This window comes from Paenibacillus amylolyticus, from assembly GCF_003719335.1.
GTDB lineage: Bacteria > Bacillota > Bacilli > Paenibacillales > Paenibacillaceae > Paenibacillus > Paenibacillus amylolyticus_D.
The window spans coordinates 118,172-142,569 of the sequence record NZ_RIAS01000007.1 but is presented as its reverse complement, the minus strand read 5'-3'; the positions used below and the strand labels follow the sequence as shown (position 1 = coordinate 142,569).

Sequence of the window (24,398 nt, the reverse complement as noted above, 5' to 3'; positions counted from 1 at the left end):
ACTGGTTGCTTCAGAATACGAAATCATCGAGAAGCTCCGGCAATAATACGCTTTTGGCAACCGATCGGTCACTTGACAGCGTCATTTCGCCAATGCCAATGTTCTCATTATCCAGCGCTTGTTTCAGTATTTCGATATAGCGGTCCAGCATCCGCGAAGCTGTATCTTTCCGGAACAAGTCTACAGCGTATTCTAGCTGGAACGTTATATCTTGGTGCTGTTCGATTGCCGTCAACAAAATCTCGGCTTTCAACGCTCCGTTATGGAAGTCCTCGGAACGAACGGTCAAATCCGGTAGCTCCAGGGACTGATCCGCCAGCGACTGGTGGAAGAACATTGTATTAAACACAGGCATCAATCTATTAGCGCCGGAATCCCCTAATTTTCGTACGATCTCATCGAATGGATAATCTTGATGGTCAAACGCACTAATAATCGAATGCTTCGCCTTCAGGAGTCCGGATAAGAACGTGTCCGATTCGTCCAAATGATGCCTTAAAGCCAGCGAGTTCACGAATAGCCCAACGCAATTTTGAATATCCGTATGTCTCCGTCCAGCTACCGGCGTTCCGATCGCAAAATCATTTTGACCGGAATACTTAGCCAGCAGAATATGGAATGAGTTCCACATAATCATAAATGGCGTAACCTGGTGCTTCCTCGATAACCTCATTAGCTTTGAAGTATACTCCTCGTTCAGCGTTGCCTTGCACAGCTCGCTTCCCGAAACCAGCTTCTTCTCTCTAGGAAAGTCCGTTGGAATCTGCAGGTACGGCACTTGGTCCAAAGCAGTCAACCAAAAATCGGCTTGACGGCTCAAGAGAGCACGCTGTTCATTGGAGTCTAACCACGTTGCATAATCCATATAGGAAGTACTACGTGTACGAGTGTCCTCGCCTTTGTATAGAGCTGTAAAATCTTTTAGCAAGATTTTTACAGATTCGCCGTCTGAAACGATATGATGGATGTCTATGATAAGCAAATGCTTTTTGTCCCCCGTTTTGACTAAAACTACCCTGCAAAGCGGGGCCTTCGTCAAGTCGAACGGTCGCAGGAATCGTTTCAGTACATCCTGCATGCCATGCGGTTCTTCGATTTCCTCATACTGGACTTGGCAGTCAACCTCATCCCTTACCTTCTGAACAATTTGATCTTGGATAACGGTAAATTCTGTTCGAAGGGCTTCGTGCTTGGCAAACAGCGCTTCAAATGCGTGTTGGAAACGTTCAATATCAATTTCCCCCTCCAGCGAAAGAACAAATGGAATGTTGTAGTCCATCGATTGTTCATTCATCTGCTGTAGCAAATACATCCGCTTCTGGGAGGGAGTCAATGGATAATGGTCTGCTTTCGGTGCGATAGAAATGCGGCTCCAAGCTTCTGCTTTCGGGAGGCGCTCGATCTCTTCTGCCATCTCCTGAAGCGATGCTTGATTGAATATTCTTGATAACGGCAGTTCCACCTGAAAGGCTTCTTTCACTGCTGTGACCAGCGTTATCGCCCGCATAGAATTTCCGCCTAACTCAAAGAAGTTGCTTTCCGTGCCGAATTCATCGTTGTAATTTAAAACTTCTTTCCAGACAGCATGCAATTTGTGTTCAGTGTCGGTGGAGCAAGGGATGATCTCCCCATGCTGTCTGACCAACTTAACTCCTTCGGCACTCGTAAGCGCCTTCTGATCTACCTTGCCGTTCGCGTTAATTGGGATATCCGCCACTTGCACGATATGTGAGGGAATCATATGCACCGGAAGTTGCTTCTTCAAGAACGGCAATAGTTCATCCAAGGTTAGCTGCTGTTCCGATACGATATAGGCAGTCAGATCCAACATGTTGTCCCGATTTCGGACGGCATCCACAACGCAATCCCGTACTGCGTTGTGTTGGATGAAGATCGTGGCGATTTCTCCTAATTCAATCCTTACCCCGTTTACTTTCACCTGCGAATCTATTCTACCGAGGTATTCGATTTGTCCATCAGGCAGCAATCTACCCATGTCGCCAGTTCGATACAACCGAATATTACGGTCTAGCGGGTGCATTACGAACTTCGCGTTCGTTAGATCCGGATTGTTCCAATAACCATTAGCCAACCCTTTCCCTGAGATGCAAATCTCTCCGGGAACGCCTATAGGCAGCTGCTGTAGATTATTATCGAGAATGTGGATGTCTACATTGCAGATCGGCCTTCCGATTGGAATGTTCGCTTGCCAACGTTCAACTGTAAAGCAAGTTGTTACGACAGTGTTCTCTGTCGGTCCGTAGTTATTATAGACGGTATAGTCAACAGGAGTGAATTTACGCAACTGTTCGCCTCCAGTCAATAATGTCAGAAGCGATGACGGCCCCCCTATCTCCATAAACCGTTCAGCAATAGGCGTAGGCAAGAAGGCAATCGTCACACCCATGTCGTTGATAAATGCAGACAGCCCTAGCATATCTAGCTTTAGCCGCTCTGGTAACATCACGATACCTGCGCCGGAACAAATATAAGGGAATATTTCCCACACCGTTGCATCAAAGCCTAATCCTGCATACTTCAGAGCGCGATCTTCTCCCCCGATGCGAAACTGTTCTTGGTGCCATCCGCATAAATTCGAAAGTGCTTGATGACCTACCACAACGCCTTTGGGAACACCGGTCGAGCCAGATGTGTAGACCATGTAAGCGGCATTGTCATTTTTCCGTTCGATCCGAAGAGTGATTTCGCCTTCCAAATCCCAATTCAATGCGTCGAGATCAATGGCAAACGTATTCTCTTCTTCACAAAGATCCATCAGATGGGTCTGGGTCAATATCAGTCCTGCACAGCTGTCGCGAAGAATATGCCGTACGCGGTCAGCCGGATACTTCGGATCGATTGGAACAAAAGCTTTCCCTAGCTTGAGTATCCCAAGAATGCCAGCAATCATATGAATTGATGGTTCTACCATGATCGCTATGAACGGACTGCTCTCCACTGCCGAATGCTGCATATAGGCTGCAACCCGATTAGCTCTAGCATTCAATTCCGAATAGCTGAATTCGCAACCATCGCATAAGACTGCGACTTGATGCGGATATGCGGTCGCAAGCTTCTCGAATTGTTCCAGTACCGACGATTCATCCAGCTTACGGTCATCTCCGCTTAATAGATGCCGAATGTGTTTCAACTCGGATTCGTCTAACATTTGAACTAGCCCGAGTTCCACGGTGGGCCTGCGAATGACATCGAGCAGGATATTGATATAATGGCGAGCGAGACGTTCTACATATTCATTCGAATATAGATCCGTTCTATATTCGAATATAAATTCAATCTCTTCCTTATCTTTCTCTACGGCATACAAGGTGAGATCGAATTTGGAAGCCAGAACGGTTTGGTCGCTTTGTTTAACAACGACATCGTCTAATTCGATTGCTCCGATGTTCATATTTTGCAGAATAAACATGATATCAAACAGCGGATTCCGGCCGTTCTCCCTATGCAATGACAACTTCTCCACAAGCCGGTCAAATGGATACTCCTGGTTCTCGAATGCCTCCATGACAGTCGACTTTACATTCTGCAAATAACTCGCAAAAGGCAAATCCCCCTCTGGGCGGTGACGCATCGCAATCGTGTTCACGAACATGCCGATCACTTCCTGGAAGTCTTCGTGCGTTCGTCCTGCAACCGCAGAGCCGATGACCATATCTTCCTGTTGCGTGTACCGGTACAGCAACGTCCCTAATACCGCATTCAACAGCATATATAAGGTAACATTCTGTTCCTTGCACAACCGCATAATTTCGGCCGTGCTTGCTTTGTCAACTCTCGCGTACACCTTATCTCCCAGGTACGAGCTGGAGCTCCCCCTCTTACCGTCCGCCGCAAGGTCAAGCGAAGGAATCTCACCCGAGAATTGATTCAGCCAATACCGTTCCTGATCGGCTAAGACGCCCGATGCAATTCGCTCCTGCTGCCATTCCACGTAATCGCGGTATCGCGTACGAACGGGCGGCAAGGATTCGCCTCGATACAATCGGGTAAATTCGTCAATGAGTATGCCTGTGGATACTCCGTCACATGCAATGTGATGCGTGTCCAACATTAAAATATGGTGTTGATCGTGAACTTTCCACAAAGCTACCCTGATGAGCGGACCGCTTCCAAGATCAAACTCACGAACAAATTGGCGCTTCTTTTCCTCCAACTCCTCGCCCTTGACCACGCTATACTCGATAGCGAAAGATTCATGGCGATCGGGAATGACTTGCACCGGAGTTCCGTCAACCGTTTGAATGGTAGCTCGCAGCATTTCGTGCCGGTCCACTAGAGCACAAAATGCGATTTCGACTTGCTCTTTGCTTACGCTGCCATCGATTTCGACGCAGGCCGGCATATTGTACCGCAACGCATTCGGCGCCATCACGTCCATGTAATATATTTGTTTCTGTCCCGCCGAGAGCTGATAATAAGATCGCTCCGGCGCGGTTGGCAAGCATATAAAGTCGTCTTTCTCCCCATTCATGATAAATCGGGCAAAGCCTTCGATCGTTGGATGCTTGAATGCTTCGGCGATAGGTAGGCGCACTCCCATTCGCTTATGGATTTTCCCAAGGAGATTTATGCCTTTAAGAGAATCGCCGCCCAGCTCGAAGAAATCATCGTGAATGCCAATCGGTTGTACACCAAAAAACTGCTCCCAAACGGAAACCAATTCTTCTTCCGAGGCGTTGCGCGATCCAACATAATCCGAGGACAAGTTGGGTCGGGAATCGTATGAGCGATCAGCCGAATCCGCGAGATCCGCATTTTCTTCGCCTGCTTGGCTCACCCACTGTTCAATCCGTGTCGTAAGAGAACCTGTCGATACGACGACCTGGTCCGTCACCGCATGGTCAATAATGCGGAACATCGCCTCTATTCCCTCTTGATAGGTCATCGTATACTGGTCCAAGGTTGTCCGAATACCGGATGCTTTCCCTTTCTCGGAGGGCCAAGCATCCCAATCGATGCTAACCCAACGGTTAAGCATTTTTTGGTTGTGGCAGGACACAAAATGGTCTACGTAAGCGTTAGCAGCAGCGTATGCGCTGAATCCGATCCCTCCTAGAATGGAAGCAAGGGACGAGAAGATGATACAGAAGTCTAGCTTCTGGTTCTTGAAAATCTCCTCAAGAACCGTCAATCCCTTCACTTTAGAGTGAAACTGCGTTTCAAAGTGAGTCTTTTGAATCGAGCTAATTAATGCTAAGGAATCCCCTTCTGTGACGCCTGCCGAATAGATTACGCCATGGACCGGGCCATACAGACGCTCAAATTCCCCAATTTCTGCCTTTAGTAGGGTGGCATCGGCCACATCCGCTTGGATATAGTGTACATTCGCACCCAATGCTTCCAGTCGCTTCAACTTGTCAATCTTCCTACTAATGTGATCGTCCGGACCATGAGTGGATAACCAGCTACCCCATTCTCCCCGGCCCGGAATTTCGGTCCGCCCTGAAAGGACGAGATGCGTTGCGCCTATTCCCGCTAGGTGTTCGGCAACAGTGTAACCGATATTGCCTAATCCGCCTGAGATGTAGAAGGACTTATCTTTATATTGTTCTTGGCCTTCGGAGGGCAACGGCGTCAACTGATGAGCTTGGAAATCTTGTACCAATCTCTTTCTGTTGCGATAGGCTACCGTAGGCTCCAAGCGATTCAATTGGAACTCGTTGATCAGATCCCCTGCAAGGTCGCGAATCATCTCATTATCCTGCGGCTTCACAATATCGACATATTGGCAGGTGATGTTCGCATTCTCCTGCGGAATGACTTTACTAACCGCCGTCACCGTTGCTTTGGCAGGCACCATGGTCTCGGTTCCATCGATTTCAAATACGGAGTCGCCTACCGTCTGAATCCGGATTGCTCCCTGGATGCGGGATGCTCCAAGCGCTTTGGCCAAATTTACGAGACTGTATAACCCGCTGATTTGAATTTGTTCAAAATCCGCTTCATCCGTTAATCCCCAGAGATGAATGATATTTATGGAGTTAGCGGATTCCATGATGCGCACTAACCTTGCATTATGTTCTTCGATCTCAGGCTGCATCACAATCGTTTGGTTGCTTTTCTCCTGAAACGCCGACCCTTGGTAAATCGCGGTGACGTCGATTCCTTGAGAACGAAGCGACTCCACGATGGCCTCTCCTAGACCAAAACCGTCGCAGAACACATACCAAGGAATCTTTTCGGCTTGACGCAGTCCTCCTATGGGCTTCGCATATTTCCAGGAAGGTGTATAAAACCAATCGGTCAAGTTAACCTTGGTTGCTCTGCGTACAGGTTGCTGGCCGATTGCACCCTTCTTATATAGGTCCATTAACTTCCAGTATCGTTGTCTTTCAAACGGGTACGCGGGTAAATGCACCTTATACCGTTCCTGAGAACTATATAAGTTATCCCACCGAATTGATGCTCCATTGATCCAAAGCCAGCCCAAATTATTCAAGATATATTGAATGTCCGGAACCGAATTCACCTTAGGGCGAACAAGCGGTACAATCTGCCGGGCATGCTGTTCGGCAACAAACCTTCTAGTGAGGGCGCTAAGATCTTGCCCAGGACCTACTTCGACGAAAAGACAATTGGGGATCTTTGCCAATGTCTCAATCCCCTTTGCAAACCGAACGGTATCCTGCAGGTGACTGACCCAATAATTCGGATCCATAGCCTGATCGGGATTAATCCAACCACCTGTGATGCTTGAGATATATGCAACGCTCGGTTTGGATAACTTCACGCTTCGCATGTACTGATGAAACCTGTCAACGATCCCTTCTGTAAGTCTGCAATGACTTGCATGCGTTACTGGCAACCGTGTGCACAGCAATTTCATCGCTTTCATCTTTGACTCGTAAGCCGATATCGCTTCAACTGTTCCCGATACGATGCAAGACTGTCCATTAACGACCGCCAAGGATACTTCTTCAGTCAAGGACGCTAGCACCTGATCCTCCGGCAGTGGAACACTGAGCATGGCTCCTGCTGGCATCTCATGCATCAGCTTGCCGCGAAACACCGTGATTCCCAGCGCATCTTCAAGCGTGAATACTCCGGCAATGCATGCAGCCACGTATTCGCCGAAACTATATCCGATCATGGCATGCGGGTCCATTCCCCAATGAATCAACAGCTTGGTCAATGCATATTCGAAGCTGAAGATGAGCGGCTGAGCCAATGATGTATTCTCCAATCCTTGATCTTCCAATTGCTTGTTTTCCGCAGGATACAGTATCTCCTTGTAATCGGTACCCGTTATGTTTCGTAGGATCTGGAAGCATTGATCGAGCTCATCTCTGAACACCGCTTCGTTCTTATACAGTCCCAAACCCATATTGATGTACTGCGCCCCTTGTCCCGGGAACATGAACACAAGTTTGGCTTGTTCAACCTCAGAATGCATTCTTCTTGTCCTTTTCAACGGGTCAGCTTCTAAACAATCCAACGCTTCTTCACGGCTGCTGCATACAAATGACATCCGATATGGAAACTTTTTACGACCCGTTTGAAGCGTATAGGCCGCATCGTCTAAGTTGATTGCCGGGTTGTGCTCCAGATACGATTTAAAGTTAGATTTCATCTGATCTAACGCTACTTCGCTTCTCGCAGACAAGACGAAGAGCTTGGCGTTATCTGAAGTAGGCCGGACCGGAAGCGGTGGCGCTTCTTCCATGACGATATGAACATTAGTCCCTCCGATGCCGAGTGACGATACCCCCGCACGCCTAGGACCTTCGGAATTCCAATCCGTTAGCTCACTCACGACATAGAAGGGACTATTATCCAGATCAAGATAGGGATTCGGATTACTGTAGTGCAGGCTGGGCGGAATTTTTCCATGCTTCAGTGCCATAGAAGTCTTCACAAAACTCGCAATGCCCGCGGCACTGTCCAAATGGCCGATATTGGTCTTAACCGATCCAATCCCGCAATAGTTCCGTTGATCCGTCGCAAAAGCTAGACGAAGCGCTTCCACTTCAATTGGGTCCCCCAGGCGGGTAGCGGTGCCGTGTGTCTCGACGTAGTTCACCGATTCCGGCGATACCCCGGCATCTTCATACGCGGCTCTGATCACCTCAACTTGACCATCAACGCTTGGCGCAGAGAATCCCGCTTTCATTGCGCCGTCATTATTCATCGCTGACCCGCGAATAACGGCATAAATATGATCACGGTCGGCGACCGCGTCGGAAAGTTTTTTTAGGATTACGCAGCCCAGACCGTTCCCGAGTAATGTGCCGCTCGCCTGTTCGTCGAACGCTCTGCAATGCCCATCTGCCGAAGAAATACCGCCTTCTTGATGCAAATAACCTTTTTCTTGGGGAAGAGATACAGATGAGCTTCCCGCTAGCGCCATTTCGCAGCGTCCCTCAATAATATCCTTGCATGCAATGTGGATGGCAACAAGACTAGTAGAGCATGCCGTGAATACGGAAACACTCGGTCCCTTCAGGTTCAATTTATAAGATACGTTCGAGTTGAGGTAATCTTTATCATTGATTTGTCCTGCCTCGAAGCGAACATTATCATCCGTGTCAGCCATGTTTGACAAGTACTCCCAGAGCACATTAGATGAAGCTCCTGCGTATAGCCCGATGCGTCCCTCATAGTCATCCGGCGTATACCCTGCATTTTCGAATGCTTCCCAAGCGCACTCCATGAACAAACGGATCTGAGGATCCATTGTCTCCGCATCTCTAGCGGAATAACCGAAGAAGCCCGCATCGAAATATTCAGCATTTTCTAAGACCCCAGTGGCTCTTACATAATTTTCTTGATTTAAAAGCTCGGGTTCGATGCCATGCTCAGCAAGCTCATCTTTGGAGAAAAAGGTGATGGATTCCGCGCCGTTTTCGAGATTGGTCCAGAATTGCTCTATGTTATCGGCGCCAGGGAATCTTCCGGCCATCCCAATTACGGCAATCGCATGGTCTTTCTCCGCCCGATTGGTCTCGGATGAATTCACTTGTGGACCTCCTTTTCTTCGATATGATTGGCAAGCGCGGCAATTGTCGGAAATCTGAATAAGGTGACGACTGGAATATGGAGTCCCATTCGCTCTTGAATCATTCTATTCAACCGAATCATATCCATCGAAGTGCCACCCAAGTCAAAGAAGTTGCTTGAGCGGGAAACAGCATCGATTCCGAGCAGCTCCTTCCATAGCCCCGCCAAAACCTGCTCTGCGTTGCCCTGTTGATGTGTTTCTCTTCCTTCCATGTCCATGCCATCCTGCGCTACTTCCGCTTCAGAATTTCGTTCGGGGGCAAGTTTAGGAAGCAACAGCTTATCGACTTTTCCCACAGCATTCAATGGTATTCTGTCCATTTCCACAATGTGCTCTGGCACCATATACGCAGGGAGCTGTTCCGTAAGATGCTGTCGAGCGTCAGTTTCTCGATAGCCAGGTTTGACAACCACATATGCGCATATAACCAGGTCATCTTCTCTCATATCCGGTCTGGCAAGTACAACTGCATCGACAATACGGGGATGCGACAGCAGCGAAGCCTCGATCTCTCCCAGCTCGACTCGATACCCCCGGATTTTGACTTGCGAATCGCTTCTTCCAAGAAATTCGATAGCGCCGGTCCGCGACCATCTTGCCATATCCCCCGTTAGATACATCCTGTCGCCTGGAAGCAACGGATTATCAATAAATTTCTTGTCGGTCAATTCCTTTTGATTGATATAGCCCCTTGCCAAACCAACTCCAGAGATAACCAGTTCGCCGATGCCTCCGAACGGCACAAGTCGATGGGCCGGATTCATGATAAAGCACTTCATATTCTGAATAGGACCGCCAAGGGTTACCTTTTGCCGCCCGCAACGTTCCGATAAACAGTCAATGGCTGCCTCAGTCGGTCCATAATTGTTGTATACGGTATATCCCAACTGGAGCAACTCGTCTTTTAGGGAATCCTCCAATTCCTCACCGCCAGACAGAACGATCCCCAGACTATCCAACTTCGGTGCACCAGATAAGAGCTCTCGAATCATTCTCGGAACGAAGTTTAAGATGTGAATCCCGTGTCGTTGGACGAATTCACGAAAACGAATGTGATCAATCGTTAAGTATTCATCCGTAATATATAAGGTAGCTCCTACTGATAGCGGGGCGAAAATATCTTCTACGCTAGGGTCGCTCGTATAGTTGTAGGTTAATAAGGTACGGCTATTCTCATTTAACCCGGTAATCGTAACGAACCAATCGATCGTATTCACGGCGTTGCGATGCTCAAGCATGACGCCCTTCGGCTTACCGGTAGACCCGGATGTGAACATAATATAGGCAAGGTCACTGGAGGCCACTTTGACGTCCGCATGCAGGTTGTTATCGATGTTTTCCACGATCCGATCCACTTCGTACACTTCTGCTACATTGCTAGTTCGCAGGTTCTGTAAAGACTTCGAACCTGTCAACGTAGCAGTATTCGTAAGGACTAGCGAAGCCGCGCACTCCTCGAGCATCATGGTTGCCCTGTTCACCGGCGTATTGGGCCCAATAGGCAAATAAGCTCCGCCGCTTTTGAGAATGCCCAATATGCCGACAATCATCTCGATCGAACGTTTGATCATAATCGCTACGACCGTTTCATTGACAACGCCTTGCTTGCTCAAGAATTGTGCAACTTTATCGGCTCTGTCGTTTAGTTCGCGATAGGTCAGCGTTTCCTCATCATGCACTAACGCAATGCGATCGGGATTACACTGTACTTGTTCGAGCACAAGGCCGTGCAATGTCTTCCAGTGGGGCCAAGGTTTCTCTGTACGATTGTACTCATCCAATATTTTCGCACGTTCGGCTTCTAGCAAGATATCTATCTCGTCGATCGGCTGGTCGGACTGGAAGAGCGCGCTAGCAAGTAGCTGAACCACATGCTGTCCGATTGAAGATACTCCTGAATCTTCGTATCGTGTCGCGTCGAAATCGATCTTAAGCGATAAGTTGCCTTCCTCCCTTTGGATAGTAAAGGTCATATCCGAGTATGCGGACGAATGCCCGATACTGCGATGTATGCCATCCATTTGAACAATAACGCCAATATCAGGCGCTGGCCCGCTCTCGGGTGTCCAAGTTAGTTCCGGGTGGTCAAGCGCCTTCCTCACGGTTTGATTGACGGAAAGAACGAGCTCCCTGAAGCATACCTTGTCGTCAATCCTGCATGAGATCGGGAAAAAGCCTGGGACATGCTCATCTCCGCCAACTTGTTTGTATACGGGCGAACCAACGGCCACTTCAGGAACGCCGGCATATCGTTGAAGGACCGATAGAACACCTGCCATTATGACAATATGCATGCGCGTATCGGAATGGTTGCTGATCGATGCTACTTTGGATGACACGACTTCTGGCACCTCGAGCTCAATTATCTTACGAGAAGAGCCATCTACGCGAGATGGATCCACTCGATTGTCGTAAGGGAATTGTACACGCGGGAACTCTCTCTGCAAGCGTTTTTCCTTTTCCTTATTTTCGACAGAATTATTCATGGTCTAGTCTACCTCTTCCCGCTCGATCGCTTGGATTACGAAAAGTATATTTTCCTGTCATTCTCGCCTGAGCTAATATTCACCAAAATGACTTTGTTGCTGTTCGTTTTGGCTTTATGAATGACGCCAGCCAGTTGATATCCCGTTTCAAGAGCGACCAGCTTTTGTTCTGATTGATAGAATAGCGAAGCTGCCTGTTTGGCTTCCTCCGACGTGAACGTTTTGGCCTGGATTATATTCTGACTATGAAAATATGACACGGCAGGAGCAACGATCGTAGAACCTAAACCGCCGATATACTTGCCGTCATTCAGCAAGCCGTCCAATCCATACGTATGGATTAGCGGGTAGTAGCTCTGGCTGTCGATGGAATAGTGTCCCCATTTTCCTTCCGTCAGGATCGGGCAACTTGTGGCTTCGGCCGAGAAAATTTCCACTTCTTTTCCGCCGTCAAGTTTATCGGCAATAAAAACGGAGGCGGTGCCAAGAATATTGGCACCCCCTCCGCAACTTCCCACTACAATGTCGGGATAACGGTCAATTTGCTTTAATTGTTCCTTCGCTTCAAGTCCGATAATGGTCTGTGGAATGACGAAGTATCCATAGACGCTTCCAAAGATATAAGCCGAATTACTTAACGTTTTGGTATACGTGATGGCGGCATCCGCCGACAAGGTCAGCAAATCCTGATGTTCCTCGTCTAAAGGTACAACGATCGTCTTGGCACCTGCGTCCTCCATAATCTTGACTCTGTCGGGGCGCAAACGATTGCTTTCCTCGTCGATGAAGCATAATACTTCGATTCCAAAATGGTTCGCTGCCTTAGCCAACGCGGTGCCCCAGTTGCCTGTCGTTTCTGTTGTGATTGTCTTAATTCCGTCTCTCTTGCACATATAAGCGATTAGATAGGCACTGTTCGCTTTGTGGTTTCCCGAATGCGTTTTTCCTTCGTCTTTGATGTAAATTTCGCAATCGGTGCCGATCGCTTGTTCGAAAGCAACCGCCCGGAACAATGGTGTCGAACGGTACTGAGCGTATACATTCAACACTTCTTCCGGAATCGGAATATGCTTTTCCTTTGACAATTCAAGCTCGGCAAGAGAAGGCGGAATTAATTGAATAATTTCTTCCCTTGTTAAAGACTTTTTCGTAGATTGCTCAAGCAACTGATAATCGAAATAGGAATTGATGTTTAGATACGATGTAATCATTTATCAAAACTCCCTTGCTTTAATTTTGAAATTACTGTAAATAATCAGAAATATTTATGTGATATTAACACGCAATAAAATTTCACTTATCAACACGTCCAGACTTTATCTAAGCTATTACCTGATTTATAAAGATATAGCGCTAAGGGCACCATCTCCTTGGATGTCTCATTTCGTAAATATGAGACATCCAAATCACCAAGCCTAACTCGGTCAAGGTTATCGGAATCTTTAAAAATGTTAAACAAGAAAATTGCTCTCTCTTTATTTTCTATATTATATGAATTAATTTGTTTCAATGCCGATGTATCATCTATACAGTGATTTTCAATTATAAATTTCAATATATTTAAGTCCTCTACACTCTCTAACCTAATTAAACCGAGTCTTTTGGCCTTTCGAAAGCTCAACAAGCCGTGAACCGTACATGCTCCATCCTGTCTTCTACCAATGTCATGATATGCGGATGCCTCAGCCAACAATAAAGTATCTTCCCTCGAAACCGCCAAACGATTAGAAATTAATAAATTAATTAATAAAACTCGCTTTGAATGTAATACACCATGTATACCAAAAGGATTAACAAAAAGCTTTTCGTCAACTCTGCCACTATATTGTTGATAAATTTCATATAATTTCTTATTTTTTAATTCTTCCAATTCGGGTTCCAATTAGTCCCCTCCTCCTTAGTAATCGAGCACGAAACCGAGTCGACTCCATTTATAGTTGTATCATTAAACTGCTAACGCAATGAGGCCCGGTTCATAGTTAATTTCATTCCCGAATTCCTTAATCATTATATGCAGGAGGATGATGCTCACCCTTGATTAGATATACCAAAATTATCAATAATATAATTTGAAAACTCCTCAATAGTAATGGTTGATAAGTTATCTTCGCTTAAATATTCGTCAGAAAATTCAATATCTAATTGAAGTTCTAACTCTATAACTAGTTGTATGAATCGTAGGGAGTTGATGCCGTTTTCTAACAGCCCTTCGTTAAGTGGATGATTCTCTGGAACTTCTAATACTTTTCTGATAGCGTTTTCTACGATTGTAGTTACATTCATTGGACATAACCCGCTTTCCTAATATTGTATGGTAAAAAAGTTTAAATATTTAATTCACATTTATGAATTAAAATAAAACATTTAGTAAAGAAGGAAGTCTTCAAGATCAGAATATATCATCCCTCAAGCATTTCTTGTTGTTTTTTGATGATTAGATATTCTCACGCATAAATTTTCCTCCTTAAGATTAAAATCCTCAAAAATTCATTTTTTTACAGTTAGCTTTAGCAAGCGTCTTGTCCATAAATCCACTATGTCTTCTATTTTAATCCGTTCATCTATATTGAAGAGTGATTGGTTTTGGATAATTTCTCCCACCGATTTGGAGTGATCGACTTCTATTAAAAAATCGTAAACTTTTTTCGAAATAGATACGGTTTGACCAAAAAAATAACAAAAACTTATTTCATAAACATAATCCATTTGAACACCATCATTACTGGTCTTTTTTCTCTTATTAAGTGACACATACTGGGGTAAAACGGGAATTAACTTCATAACTGCCTCAGACTTTAATGGTCGTTTTCTGATAAGGAAGTTTCCAATGCATAAGTAATTTAATTGTGTCGTTAGGAAACAAACCACAGAATCGTTTATAGAATCTACGATTGGCTCATAGTTATTATTAAAGGAGGTGTTTAACAGAACAGGAACTCCCGTTTTCTTTTCAAATGAAGCAATTAAATTGTAGAACAGTCGATTAGTGGTTGAGGATACGGTTTGTACTCTTGCTGACCCATCCACATGTGTTACCGCACCTAATGATTTTTGTTTTTCTCTTCTTACCTTTAGAACCATATTCATAAAAGAAAACATATTCGCTCCATACTGTTCTGGGATCTCAAAATATTCCCGAGCAGATTCTTCTAAAATAGCAGGTGCGAACGGTCTATAATCCTCCCTCGTTTTAATCATTCTATTAATGATATTCTTATTCTCTGACGGTCTGGGATCTGCTAAAATACTTCTGTTACCTAAAGCTCTGGGACCAAATTCAGAACGACCCTGTACCCAACCAATTACATTCCCATCCGCAAGTAATTGGCTACATTCTTCTACAATGTTTTCGGGCTTTGAAATATCAATAAATTCTTTCCATAGTTGAAGTTCTTGCTCAATCTGTTTATCATCTCCAATATCTTCTCCTAGATAAACATCATTCAATCTGCTATAAGATACTTCAGGCTCTTCATTTAACAAAACATAATATGCTGCGCCTAGCGCATTGCCTGCGTCATGTGATGCTGGCTGAATATAAATATCGTCAAAAAGATTACTGTAAAGTATTTTACCAGTCATTGAACAATTGTGAGCGACCCCGCCAGCCATGGATAGATTATTATGACCTGTCAGTTCTTTATAATAATCTAGTATATGCATCACTATTATTTCCAAAGTTTCTTGCACTGCAGCGGCTAAATCCTTATGTGATTGCTCTATTGGTTCTCCTTTGAGTCTAGGACTGAGCATATAGAACAATACATCCAGCTTGTCGTGAGACAAAGTAAACGTTCCATTTTCACCTAATTTGTAAAGCTTTCTAAATATTTTTCTATATACACTTGGATCACCATAAGGTGCCAGACCCATTATCTTATATTCATCGCCTATGCTATATCCTAAAAATCTGACAACTTTCATATAAAAGAAACCAAGTGAGTCGGAAGATTCAATAGTTCGAATGATTTCCATTTTTCCATTTTCACCATTTAAAATTAATCCTGATATTCCATCCCCAGCACCATCAATCGATAAAACAAGTGATTTTTGAAATCCTGATGCTATAAAAGCACTATAAGCATGTGCAATATGGTGCGAAACAAAAATAAATTTCCTAGGATCCACTTTCTCCTGAAACTCCTCTTCCAATAAATCACATAAAGCAGAACGAATATTCGTAACCCTCCTGTCTCCTTGGTAATTATTATAAAGAAACTGGGTTCGGTATTTATTATCTTGAATATCCTCATTACCGAAAATGGCAATTCGGTCCACATCAGACATTCGAATGTTATTCATATTCAAACAAGCTTTTATAGCCAATAAAGGTGCTTTCGGAGAATGTTTAATTCTGTTTAATCTTTCTTCCTCAATAGCGGTCACGACTTTTCCGTTAATTATTAATACAGCCGCCGCATCACAATCTGTATCGTATGGAACTTCATTTGTCTGTTCAAATATTTTATTTAGGTTACCTGTTAAACCCAATATTATCATCTAACCGTCTCCTGACTAATTTTCATTTACTTATATATATTTATTCTTTTTCATGGCATTTTTCATAGCTTGTAAACTCCAGACTTGCATTTCAATAAATTTATATAAGCTCCCCTCCCCATTTAAATTCGAGTGGAATCCATAGTTGCTAATAACATGATTGATCTCCTCAATTGTGTATAATTTTCTTCTGGTTGGATGATTGTCAATTCGGCTATATGTGTGGAATGAATCTGTGTAAGTAAAGCTGATTGTTTTCGGATCAAAATCTCTAACTGGGATAACCATATGCGTTGAATATAAATCACCAACAACCCTCTGCTCGCCGATAGTAAAATATAAGGCATAATTTATTTCAGGTTTTCCGCCTTTTTTAACCAAGCTTCGAAACATGATATTTTCACAAATTTTCCTTTCCTTTAAGTAACGGATTCGATCGGACTCAGTAGTTAATCCTTTATGTTCTATTTTTATTGCTTGATCTTCTGGCAGAGAACATAAACTAGCTAACGGTCCATATTGTTCATCAAAATAATGATAGGCATTGAGGTCATTTACTTGTATTTCCATATGCATCCCTCCCAATTGAAACTCGCTTATTTGTATATTGAGCTATAGATTTAAGTTTGATTCGCAAAAAACATCAAAAAGCAATAGCGGTAAACTTGTTGCTTCTGAAGAGAATCAATTTCTTTCCTGTATCAAGTTTGATCGGTAATAAAAATAGAGGCTTTGCCAAGTATATTGGCTCCACCTCCTTAGCTTCCGACCACAACGTCGGGTATAACGATCAATTTGCTTTATTCATTCTTTCGCTTCTATTTCCCAGAGAGATCTGGTTCGGTCAGATATTAAAGTGACAAACTATATTGTTTACCATTTGATCAGGATCAATAGTTATTTGTTGCAATATATCAATATAATTTTCAGCAAATTTATGGATAGCGTCCTTTGAGTATTTGCTAGTACTATATTCTATTGATAATATTATCGACTCTAGCGATTCCTCAATGGCAAATTGAATATCGAATTGTACTTGTAGTTCCCTCCATGGACATAATTCAACTTCTAAATCTGCTAATTTCAATAGTTCTTTTCTATATTGATAAATAAAAACGGTATCGAATAGCGGATTACTTTGGTAGTTACCTTGAAGATTTAGTTTTGCTATCAACCAATCTAATTGGTAATTACGATTCGTGATTGCCTCCAACATTGTTTTCGAGACCTGATTTAATAACTCAGAAGCAGTATTAGTTGGATTAAGTTCAGTTCGAAATGGCATAGTATTCACAAAATTTCCAACTACCCTATCCAATCCATTTTCTCTACATGATAGCGGAACTCCGATTACGATATCTTTTTCTTTTGTGTATCCATGTAGTAATATTTTATATGCGGTGAGCATGATAGCATTTATTGTTGTTTTACTGTTTTGAGCAATTCCCCTGATTTTTGATACCAAAACTGGACTGAGTGATGTTTGTAGCACTTTACCTAGGTTGTCATCTTCATTATGAACTTCAATAATATCAGCTGGAAGGCTAACTTTTTTTGAATTTCTATTACTGATATGCTTAGTCCAATATGTCTCCGCTTTTAAAAAGGCTAATTTATTCCTTTCATCTTGCTGCCATACTGCGTAATCCTTATATTGGAGAGTTAATTCCTTTAACTCCTCTCCATTGTATAGATTATAAAATTCCTCCGCCAATATAGAGATTGAAGTACCATCTGTTATTATATGGTGCATATCCATTACCAGTATATAGCTTTCGTGATTTATTTCTATTAAACATGCTCGAATTAATGGAGGCTTTGTTACATCGAAAGGTCTAACAAAGTTCTTAATAATTTTATGAACTTCCTCTTCACTGGCACCAATACGCTCAATAGTTATTTCCATATTTTCTATAACTTTCTGAAGAAATTGGCCATCCACGTAATCAATATATGTTCTTAAAGAATCATGACGATTTACGATCTCTTGAATAGTTGAAACTAGTTTGTCAACGTCTAAATCCCCAGTAAAATGTAAATTAACAGGAACATTATAGCTAGTATCATTTTCGTTTATATTACTTAAAATAAACATACGACTTTGTTCAGCTGTTAATGGATACGCTTCTTTCTTTCTTACAGGTTCAACCATATAGTTTACATTTTGCTTTGATCTTTCAATTAATGAGGCTTGTTGCTCTATTGTAGAATAACGAAATAGATCAACAATTGGGATTTCAACATCATATGCTTCGGTAATATAATGGGACAACGTTATTAAGCTAAGGGAATGTCCACCAATTACAAAGAAATCTGTATTTATATTTATCTCATAGTCAATGGACATCGCTTTTTTCCATAAATCTATTAAGTTCTTTTGAATTTCATTTTGAGGTTCTATTGAAGATATCTCTTCTCGCTCCGATAACTCTATTTCACTCAATAACTTCCTATCGATTTTCCCATTAACATTAAGCGGAATATGATCCAATCTAATAAAATAATTGGGTATCATATAATAAGGAAGATAGTGTTGGCAATAGTTCATTAACTCCTCCGTAGTTAAATTGATATCACTACGAAAATATGCACACAATACATCTTCCTTACTATTTCCTTTCTTCTTCACTACAGCTGTTTCTAAAGATGGATTATAGCTTGCAATTACTCTTTCAACCTCTTCTAATTCAATTCTGTATCCCCTAACCTTAACCTGATGATCTATTCGACCAAATAATTCAATAGTGCCATCTGGCATCCATCTAGCTAAATCCCCTGTCTGATACATTTTATTATTGAAAAATGGATCATCTACAAATCTATCATCAGTTAATTTTTTATTTGTGTACCCTCTTGCGATTCCATCTCCGCCGATATACAACTCTCCAATAACCCCAACAGGTAGAGGTCTCTTCTTATGGTCTAGTATAAATATTTGGGTATTAGAAATTGGTTTCCCAATATGAATATTAGTTGAATCTGTTAGTTCCCCTACCGTAGACCATACGGTTGTTTCTGTTGGACCATACATATTAAAAATCCTTGCGTTTGTCTTTTCTTTTAACTCCGTAAGTAAATTTAACGGGAATTGTTCACCCCCGATTAATACGATCTTCAAGTTATCCAGTACCTTACGGTTCATTTGTTTAATTAAAATCCCCATTCTAGAAGGTGTGGATTGAATTGAATCTACGCTATGATTTTCCATTAAAGAAACTGTTCTTTTGGGATCATTGATATCATTCTCGTTTGCCAAAATAACTTGCATCCCATTAGCTAACGGAATAAGAGTCTCCAATACAAAAATATCAAATGAAACAGTTGTCAAACATATTATCTTATTCCTTCTTTCAAACGGTATTTTCTCGTTTATTGCATATATTAGATTTGTAAGAGATCTATGCTCTATTTCAACTCCCTTAGGTTTACCGGTAGAACCTGAAGTGTAGATTAAATAGGCTAAGTCACCTGGATAATTATAAACTAAATCCAAACCATTTCCCTGGCTTGTCGATGAGTTACTTAACTCAGAAAGAGAAACTATTGTAATATTGTAAGAATCTTTTTGATCTGTAATTAGTAGAGTTGCCTTAGAATCTTCCAACATATATCTAATTCTTTCTTTTGGTGTATTATTATCAATTGGCAGATATGCTGCGCCGACTTTTAATAATGCAAGAATTAAAGGAATCAATTCAAGTGATCTATTCAAAAGCAAGGCTACAACATCACCTTTTGATATACCTTTTTCCTTCAAAGCAGCAGAGATTTTATTTACACTTTCAAGAATCTCTTTATAAGTGTAATATTCACTACCAAAATAAATTGCTTTGTCATTTAATCTAGATTTTGCATATTTTTCAATTAAAGAAACAATAGAATGGAATGGTTGCGAGATTCTCTTTTCAGAATTAAAGCCAAACAACAACTCATACCTTTCTTGTTCCGTTACAATCGCAATATCTTCCAGATTAATTTTAGAATTTGCTATAATTTGATCAATAATAGTCAAATAATGGCCCATCATCCGGGTGATTGTTTTCTCCTTAAAAAGAGTAGTATCATACTCAATTGAAAATAATAGTCCGTCCTTCTTCTCCTCAACCAATAAAGTTAGATCCAGTTTCGAGGTACTTTTATTAATATAAGTGTAATCCCCAAAAATATCTGATTTTTCAGATTCCAAACTCGATTCGTAACTAAACATTGCGTCGTATAAAGGATTTCTACTGAGATCTCGTTCTAATATTACTTTCTTAATCAATGATTCAATAGGATAGTCCTGGTATTCAAGCGCTCCAAGAAATAATTCTTTTACTTCAATTGCCAGCTCTTCAAATGTTTTAGTAGAATCGATAGTACATTTTAAAGGTACTACATTCATAAAGAGTCCTACAGTATCGTTAAATTCTGAGTTAATCCTCCCAGAAACTGGCGTTCCTACGATCAAATTGTTTTGTCCACTGTACTTTTGTAGTAATACATAAAATGCAGTTAATAATGTAATAAAAACAGTAGTATTAGTTTTTCTACTTAGAAAGTATAAATTACTTATGATTTCAGTATCACTAATCCAACAATCATACCTATCACCAATATTTTTTTTTATCGCAGGTCTTGGGAAATCTGTAGGGAGTTGAAGTACTGGTATATTTTCATTAAGAGTATCAATCCAGTACTTTTCGTGTTCTAAAAATCCCTGGTTTTTGTTTTTTTCTTGTTGCCATTTTATAAAATCGGAATACTGATATCTAGGCTCTGGTATACTTCTATTATAATAAAGTAATTCTAATTCCTTAATCATAATCTCAACACTCATACCGTCTGATATAATATGGTGGATATCGACTAGTAATATCGAATGATCTTCATCAGTAGATATTAAAGCTGCCCTAAATTGACAAGGCTTTTCTAACTCAAAAGGTTTTATAAACTCTAAATAAATGTCACGTAAGGGCTGAATCCTACTGTCGAATAACTCCAAGCTGAAACTCACTTTTGGAAAAACTTTTTGTATAATTTGTCCTTCATCATTCATGAAAGCCGTACGTAAAATGTCGTGTCTGGAAATCAATGAATTAAATGCGAATTCAATTCTATCTTGTGATACATTCTTTGACAATCGAACTATCCCCGACATGTTATTCACAGTACTGTCTACATACATTTGATGCAATATATACATTCGGTTTTGTGCAGATGATAATGGATAATGATCCAATGTATTTGTTTGTAGTTTATTAGAAGTATTAAGTGTTTTATCCTTTAATTTCTCCTTTATGATTTCTCCCTGCCCTTTAATCGTTGAAATATCAAACAAACTACTTAAAAGAATTGATACATTAAATCTCTTTAATATTTCTGATCTTAGTGACATTATTAACAATGAATGCCCCCCAAGATCAAAAAAATCCTCATCGACACCTATCATTTTTTCGGTATTAAATATTCGGCCCCATATTTTACTTAGCTCAATTTCATATTCACTACTTGGCTCAACTATTTGATTTGTTTTATTTTCTTGATGAAAATATGTTAATAATTGATTCTTATCAACTTTTCCTGATAGAGTTAAAGGAAACTTCTCTATATGAACATAGTGATTTGAAACCATGTATCTCGGTAATTTTCTAATTGCAATACTCTTCAAATCTATTGATTTGTCTTTTGAATGATAAAAAGTAATAATTTGTTTATCTTCAGTTACAATTGTTACAATATTTGTAGCATCACTAAATTTTAATAATACGGAATCAATTTCTGAAAGTTCTATGCGATGTCCACTTTTCTTGATTTGATTATCTATCCTCCCCAAATATTCTAGTTCTCCATTTGGAAGCCATCTACCGAGATCACCTGTTTTATATAATAAACCTCTATATCCAAAACTTTTTTTGACGAAAGCCTTTTTAGTATTATCTGGATCGTTGACATATCCAATCCCAAGACCAACACCAGATATATATATTTCTCCCTTTTGGCCTATAGGCATAAGTTTTTGATTTCCATCTAGAATGTAAACGTCCATATTATTAATCGGCTTACCAATTGGAATCTTGTTTAATTCGCTATCTTTTATCTGGTAAAAAACACAACCTATACTAGCTTCAGTAGGGCCGTATAAATTCGTAAATTTAATAGTTGGTAGTTCCTCCATAATTTTTCTTATAGGACTTATATTCGCTTCTTCACCACCTACAATGATATGGCGAATAGACTTCAATTGACTTTTCAAGTCTGCGCCAAACTGTAGATTATCTACAAACGTATTAAATACTGATGGCACGAAGTCTATTACGTTAACATCGTTCTCATCGATTATTTTTAATACATTATCTGGAAGAAACTCAAAGTCCGAAGGTAATATAACTGTTTTTCCTCCACAAATTAATGGCCAATAAAGCTGCCAAACAGCACTATCGTAGACATATCTAGTAGTTTGAAGTGTAACAGGCACTACTGTATTGCTTTCGAAGTATTCATTCATCCAATAAAATCTATTAGTTATCCCTTGATGAGGTATGATTACCCCTTTTGGTTTCCCAGTAGAACCGGATGTAAAAATACAATAAATAGGGTCATCCAATTGAACGTTAATACTAGGGTTATTAGGAATTATATTCAACTGATCAGTTAAAATTTTTATCAACTTTGTGGGTAACCCCAGTTGATCAGCCTCGACAATGCTAGTTAATGTCACTTTTACTTCACCGAGTTGTTTATAGATATCTGAAATTCGATTTTTAGGCCACTTAGTATCAATAGGAACAAATACTGCTCCAATTTTCATAACCGCAAATATTGCAATAACAAGTTCTAATGAGTGATCAATATATATCGGAACAAACTGACCATTTGTCACCCCATTTTTTATTAATATTCTGGAGAGATCATTAGCTTTACCATTCAATTCTTTGTATGTTAGTTCCATATTTTTGAATTTCACAGCTATATTATTTGGAGTCAAACTAGTTTGATCTTCAATAAGGTAATGTATTGGTTTAAAATCCTCATAACTAACAGTTTTTTTATTTAAATCAAGAATTGAACTCTCTTCAACTGCATCAATAATGGAAATATCACTAATTTTAGTGCTTACAAAATTACTGTTCACTAGTTCTTTTATGCAAGTCATAAAGTGAGTAGCTAAATTCTTAACTACCTCTTCTGAATATAGCGATGTATCGTATGTGAAGTTCACCTGAAATACATCATTCAATGTAATGGCCATACTTAAAGGATAATTGGTATGCTCATCTACCATATATCCTGTTATATCTAGAAATTCATTTTTTTTAATCATTGCTTTATTTATCGGGTAATTTTCCACAACAACGAGAGTATCAAATAAAGCATCTTTCGAATTAACATAATTGTTTAAATCAACTAAGGATGTATTCCTTTGTCGCGATAACTCTGTCACATTATTATTTACCGTTTGTAATTGATCGTTTACCATATCTTCACAACTAAACTTAAGTCTTAACGGCAGAGTATTGATATACAAACCAATACTTTCCATAATACCTGGAATACTTTCATTTCTTTGTGATAACGTAATACCGAACACAATATCATTGTGGTCTAAGTACTTTTGAAGTGTTATCCCCCAAGCCAAAAAAAATATGCTTGATTGTGAGACCCTCTGTTCACGTGCTTTATTTATTACTTGTTGGCTTAGTTCTCTAGTTCCAATTGTTTCGTATGTTCTAAAATCTTTTTCGTCTCTTTGTTTATCCCATGAACCATTAAGTAATGGATAAGATTCAATATCTAATAAATAATTTGACCAAAAAACATCATCAATAACTGAGGAATATTCGGTTTTGACAAATTCTCTAAATTTGGATTTAATGCGTATATTCGGTTCGTTTCCCATAAACATCGAAGAGTAGTGATTTAAAAACTCTTCTATTAATATTGCAGTACTCCAACCATCATAAATAATATGATGATTCGAAATAAGCAACGAATAGTTATTTTCGGTTAATTTTATTAATGTAATTCGAAATGGAACCTCAGTCAAATTAAATTTTTTCATCTTGTCATCAGAAATAATTTCTTTTAATCGTTTATCTTGATTTTCTTTGTTTTCACCAGATAAATCAAAAGTTATAAAATTCAACTGATGTTCTTTTAGAATAATCTGAATTGGTTCCTCGATCTTATCCCACCTAAAAAACGTCCTAAGCATTTCATTATTTTTTATTATAAGATTCCATGCATTAATGAATGTTTCCAAAAAGATTGATCCCTCTAACTTAATATGAAGCTGTACAAAATATTCGCTGGTGTCGGGTGACATAAGTTGTTGAAATAGCATTCCTTTTTGTATAGAAGTTAGTGGTAAAATATCTTCCACGTTATCTCGAGCAATCAAATTAGTACTCATC

At 40.6% G+C, this 24,398-nt stretch carries 8 protein-coding genes; all 8 read right to left on the bottom strand.

The annotated features are described in order from the left end of the window. Nucleotides 1–10 precede the first annotated feature (10 nt). Nucleotides 11–8,977 (bottom strand): non-ribosomal peptide synthetase/type I polyketide synthase, encoded by an 8,967-nt coding sequence (locus EC604_RS14635; RefSeq protein WP_123064860.1) that lies wholly within the window; start codon nucleotides 8,975–8,977, stop codon nucleotides 11–13. Further along, the gene (locus tag EC604_RS14630; protein ID WP_123064859.1) at nucleotides 8,974–11,505 is read right to left on the bottom strand and encodes a non-ribosomal peptide synthetase; all 2,532 of its coding nucleotides are present in this window, start codon (nucleotides 11,503–11,505) and stop codon (nucleotides 8,974–8,976) included. Before EC604_RS14630 ends, EC604_RS14635 begins: the two co-directional genes overlap by 4 nt. A gap of 35 nt (nucleotides 11,506–11,540) precedes the next feature. Next, the gene (locus EC604_RS14625) at nucleotides 11,541–12,716 is read right to left on the bottom strand and encodes a pyridoxal-phosphate dependent enzyme (protein ID WP_123064858.1); all 1,176 of its coding nucleotides are present in this window, start codon (nucleotides 12,714–12,716) and stop codon (nucleotides 11,541–11,543) included. A gap of 89 nt (nucleotides 12,717–12,805) precedes the next feature. Further along, nucleotides 12,806–13,387: an HD domain-containing protein gene (locus tag EC604_RS14620; protein WP_123064857.1), complete on the bottom strand. Its 582-nt coding sequence runs from the start codon at nucleotides 13,385–13,387 to the stop codon at nucleotides 12,806–12,808. Nucleotides 13,388–13,533: 146 nt separating this feature from the next. Next, nucleotides 13,534–13,788, bottom strand: a complete 255-nt coding sequence (locus EC604_RS14615) for a phosphopantetheine-binding protein (protein ID WP_123064856.1) — start codon at nucleotides 13,786–13,788, stop codon at nucleotides 13,534–13,536. A gap of 204 nt (nucleotides 13,789–13,992) precedes the next feature. Then, nucleotides 13,993–16,005 (bottom strand): carbamoyltransferase family protein, encoded by a 2,013-nt coding sequence (locus EC604_RS14610; protein WP_123064855.1) that lies wholly within the window; start codon nucleotides 16,003–16,005, stop codon nucleotides 13,993–13,995. A 30-nt stretch (nucleotides 16,006–16,035) separates the two neighbouring features. Then, nucleotides 16,036–16,575, bottom strand: coding sequence for a hypothetical protein (locus tag EC604_RS14605; protein WP_123064854.1), 540 nt, complete (start codon nucleotides 16,573–16,575; stop codon nucleotides 16,036–16,038). A gap of 274 nt (nucleotides 16,576–16,849) precedes the next feature. Then, the gene (locus EC604_RS14600) at nucleotides 16,850–24,397 is read right to left on the bottom strand and encodes an amino acid adenylation domain-containing protein (protein ID WP_161556941.1); all 7,548 of its coding nucleotides are present in this window, start codon (nucleotides 24,395–24,397) and stop codon (nucleotides 16,850–16,852) included. Nucleotide 24,398 lies beyond the last annotated feature (1 nt).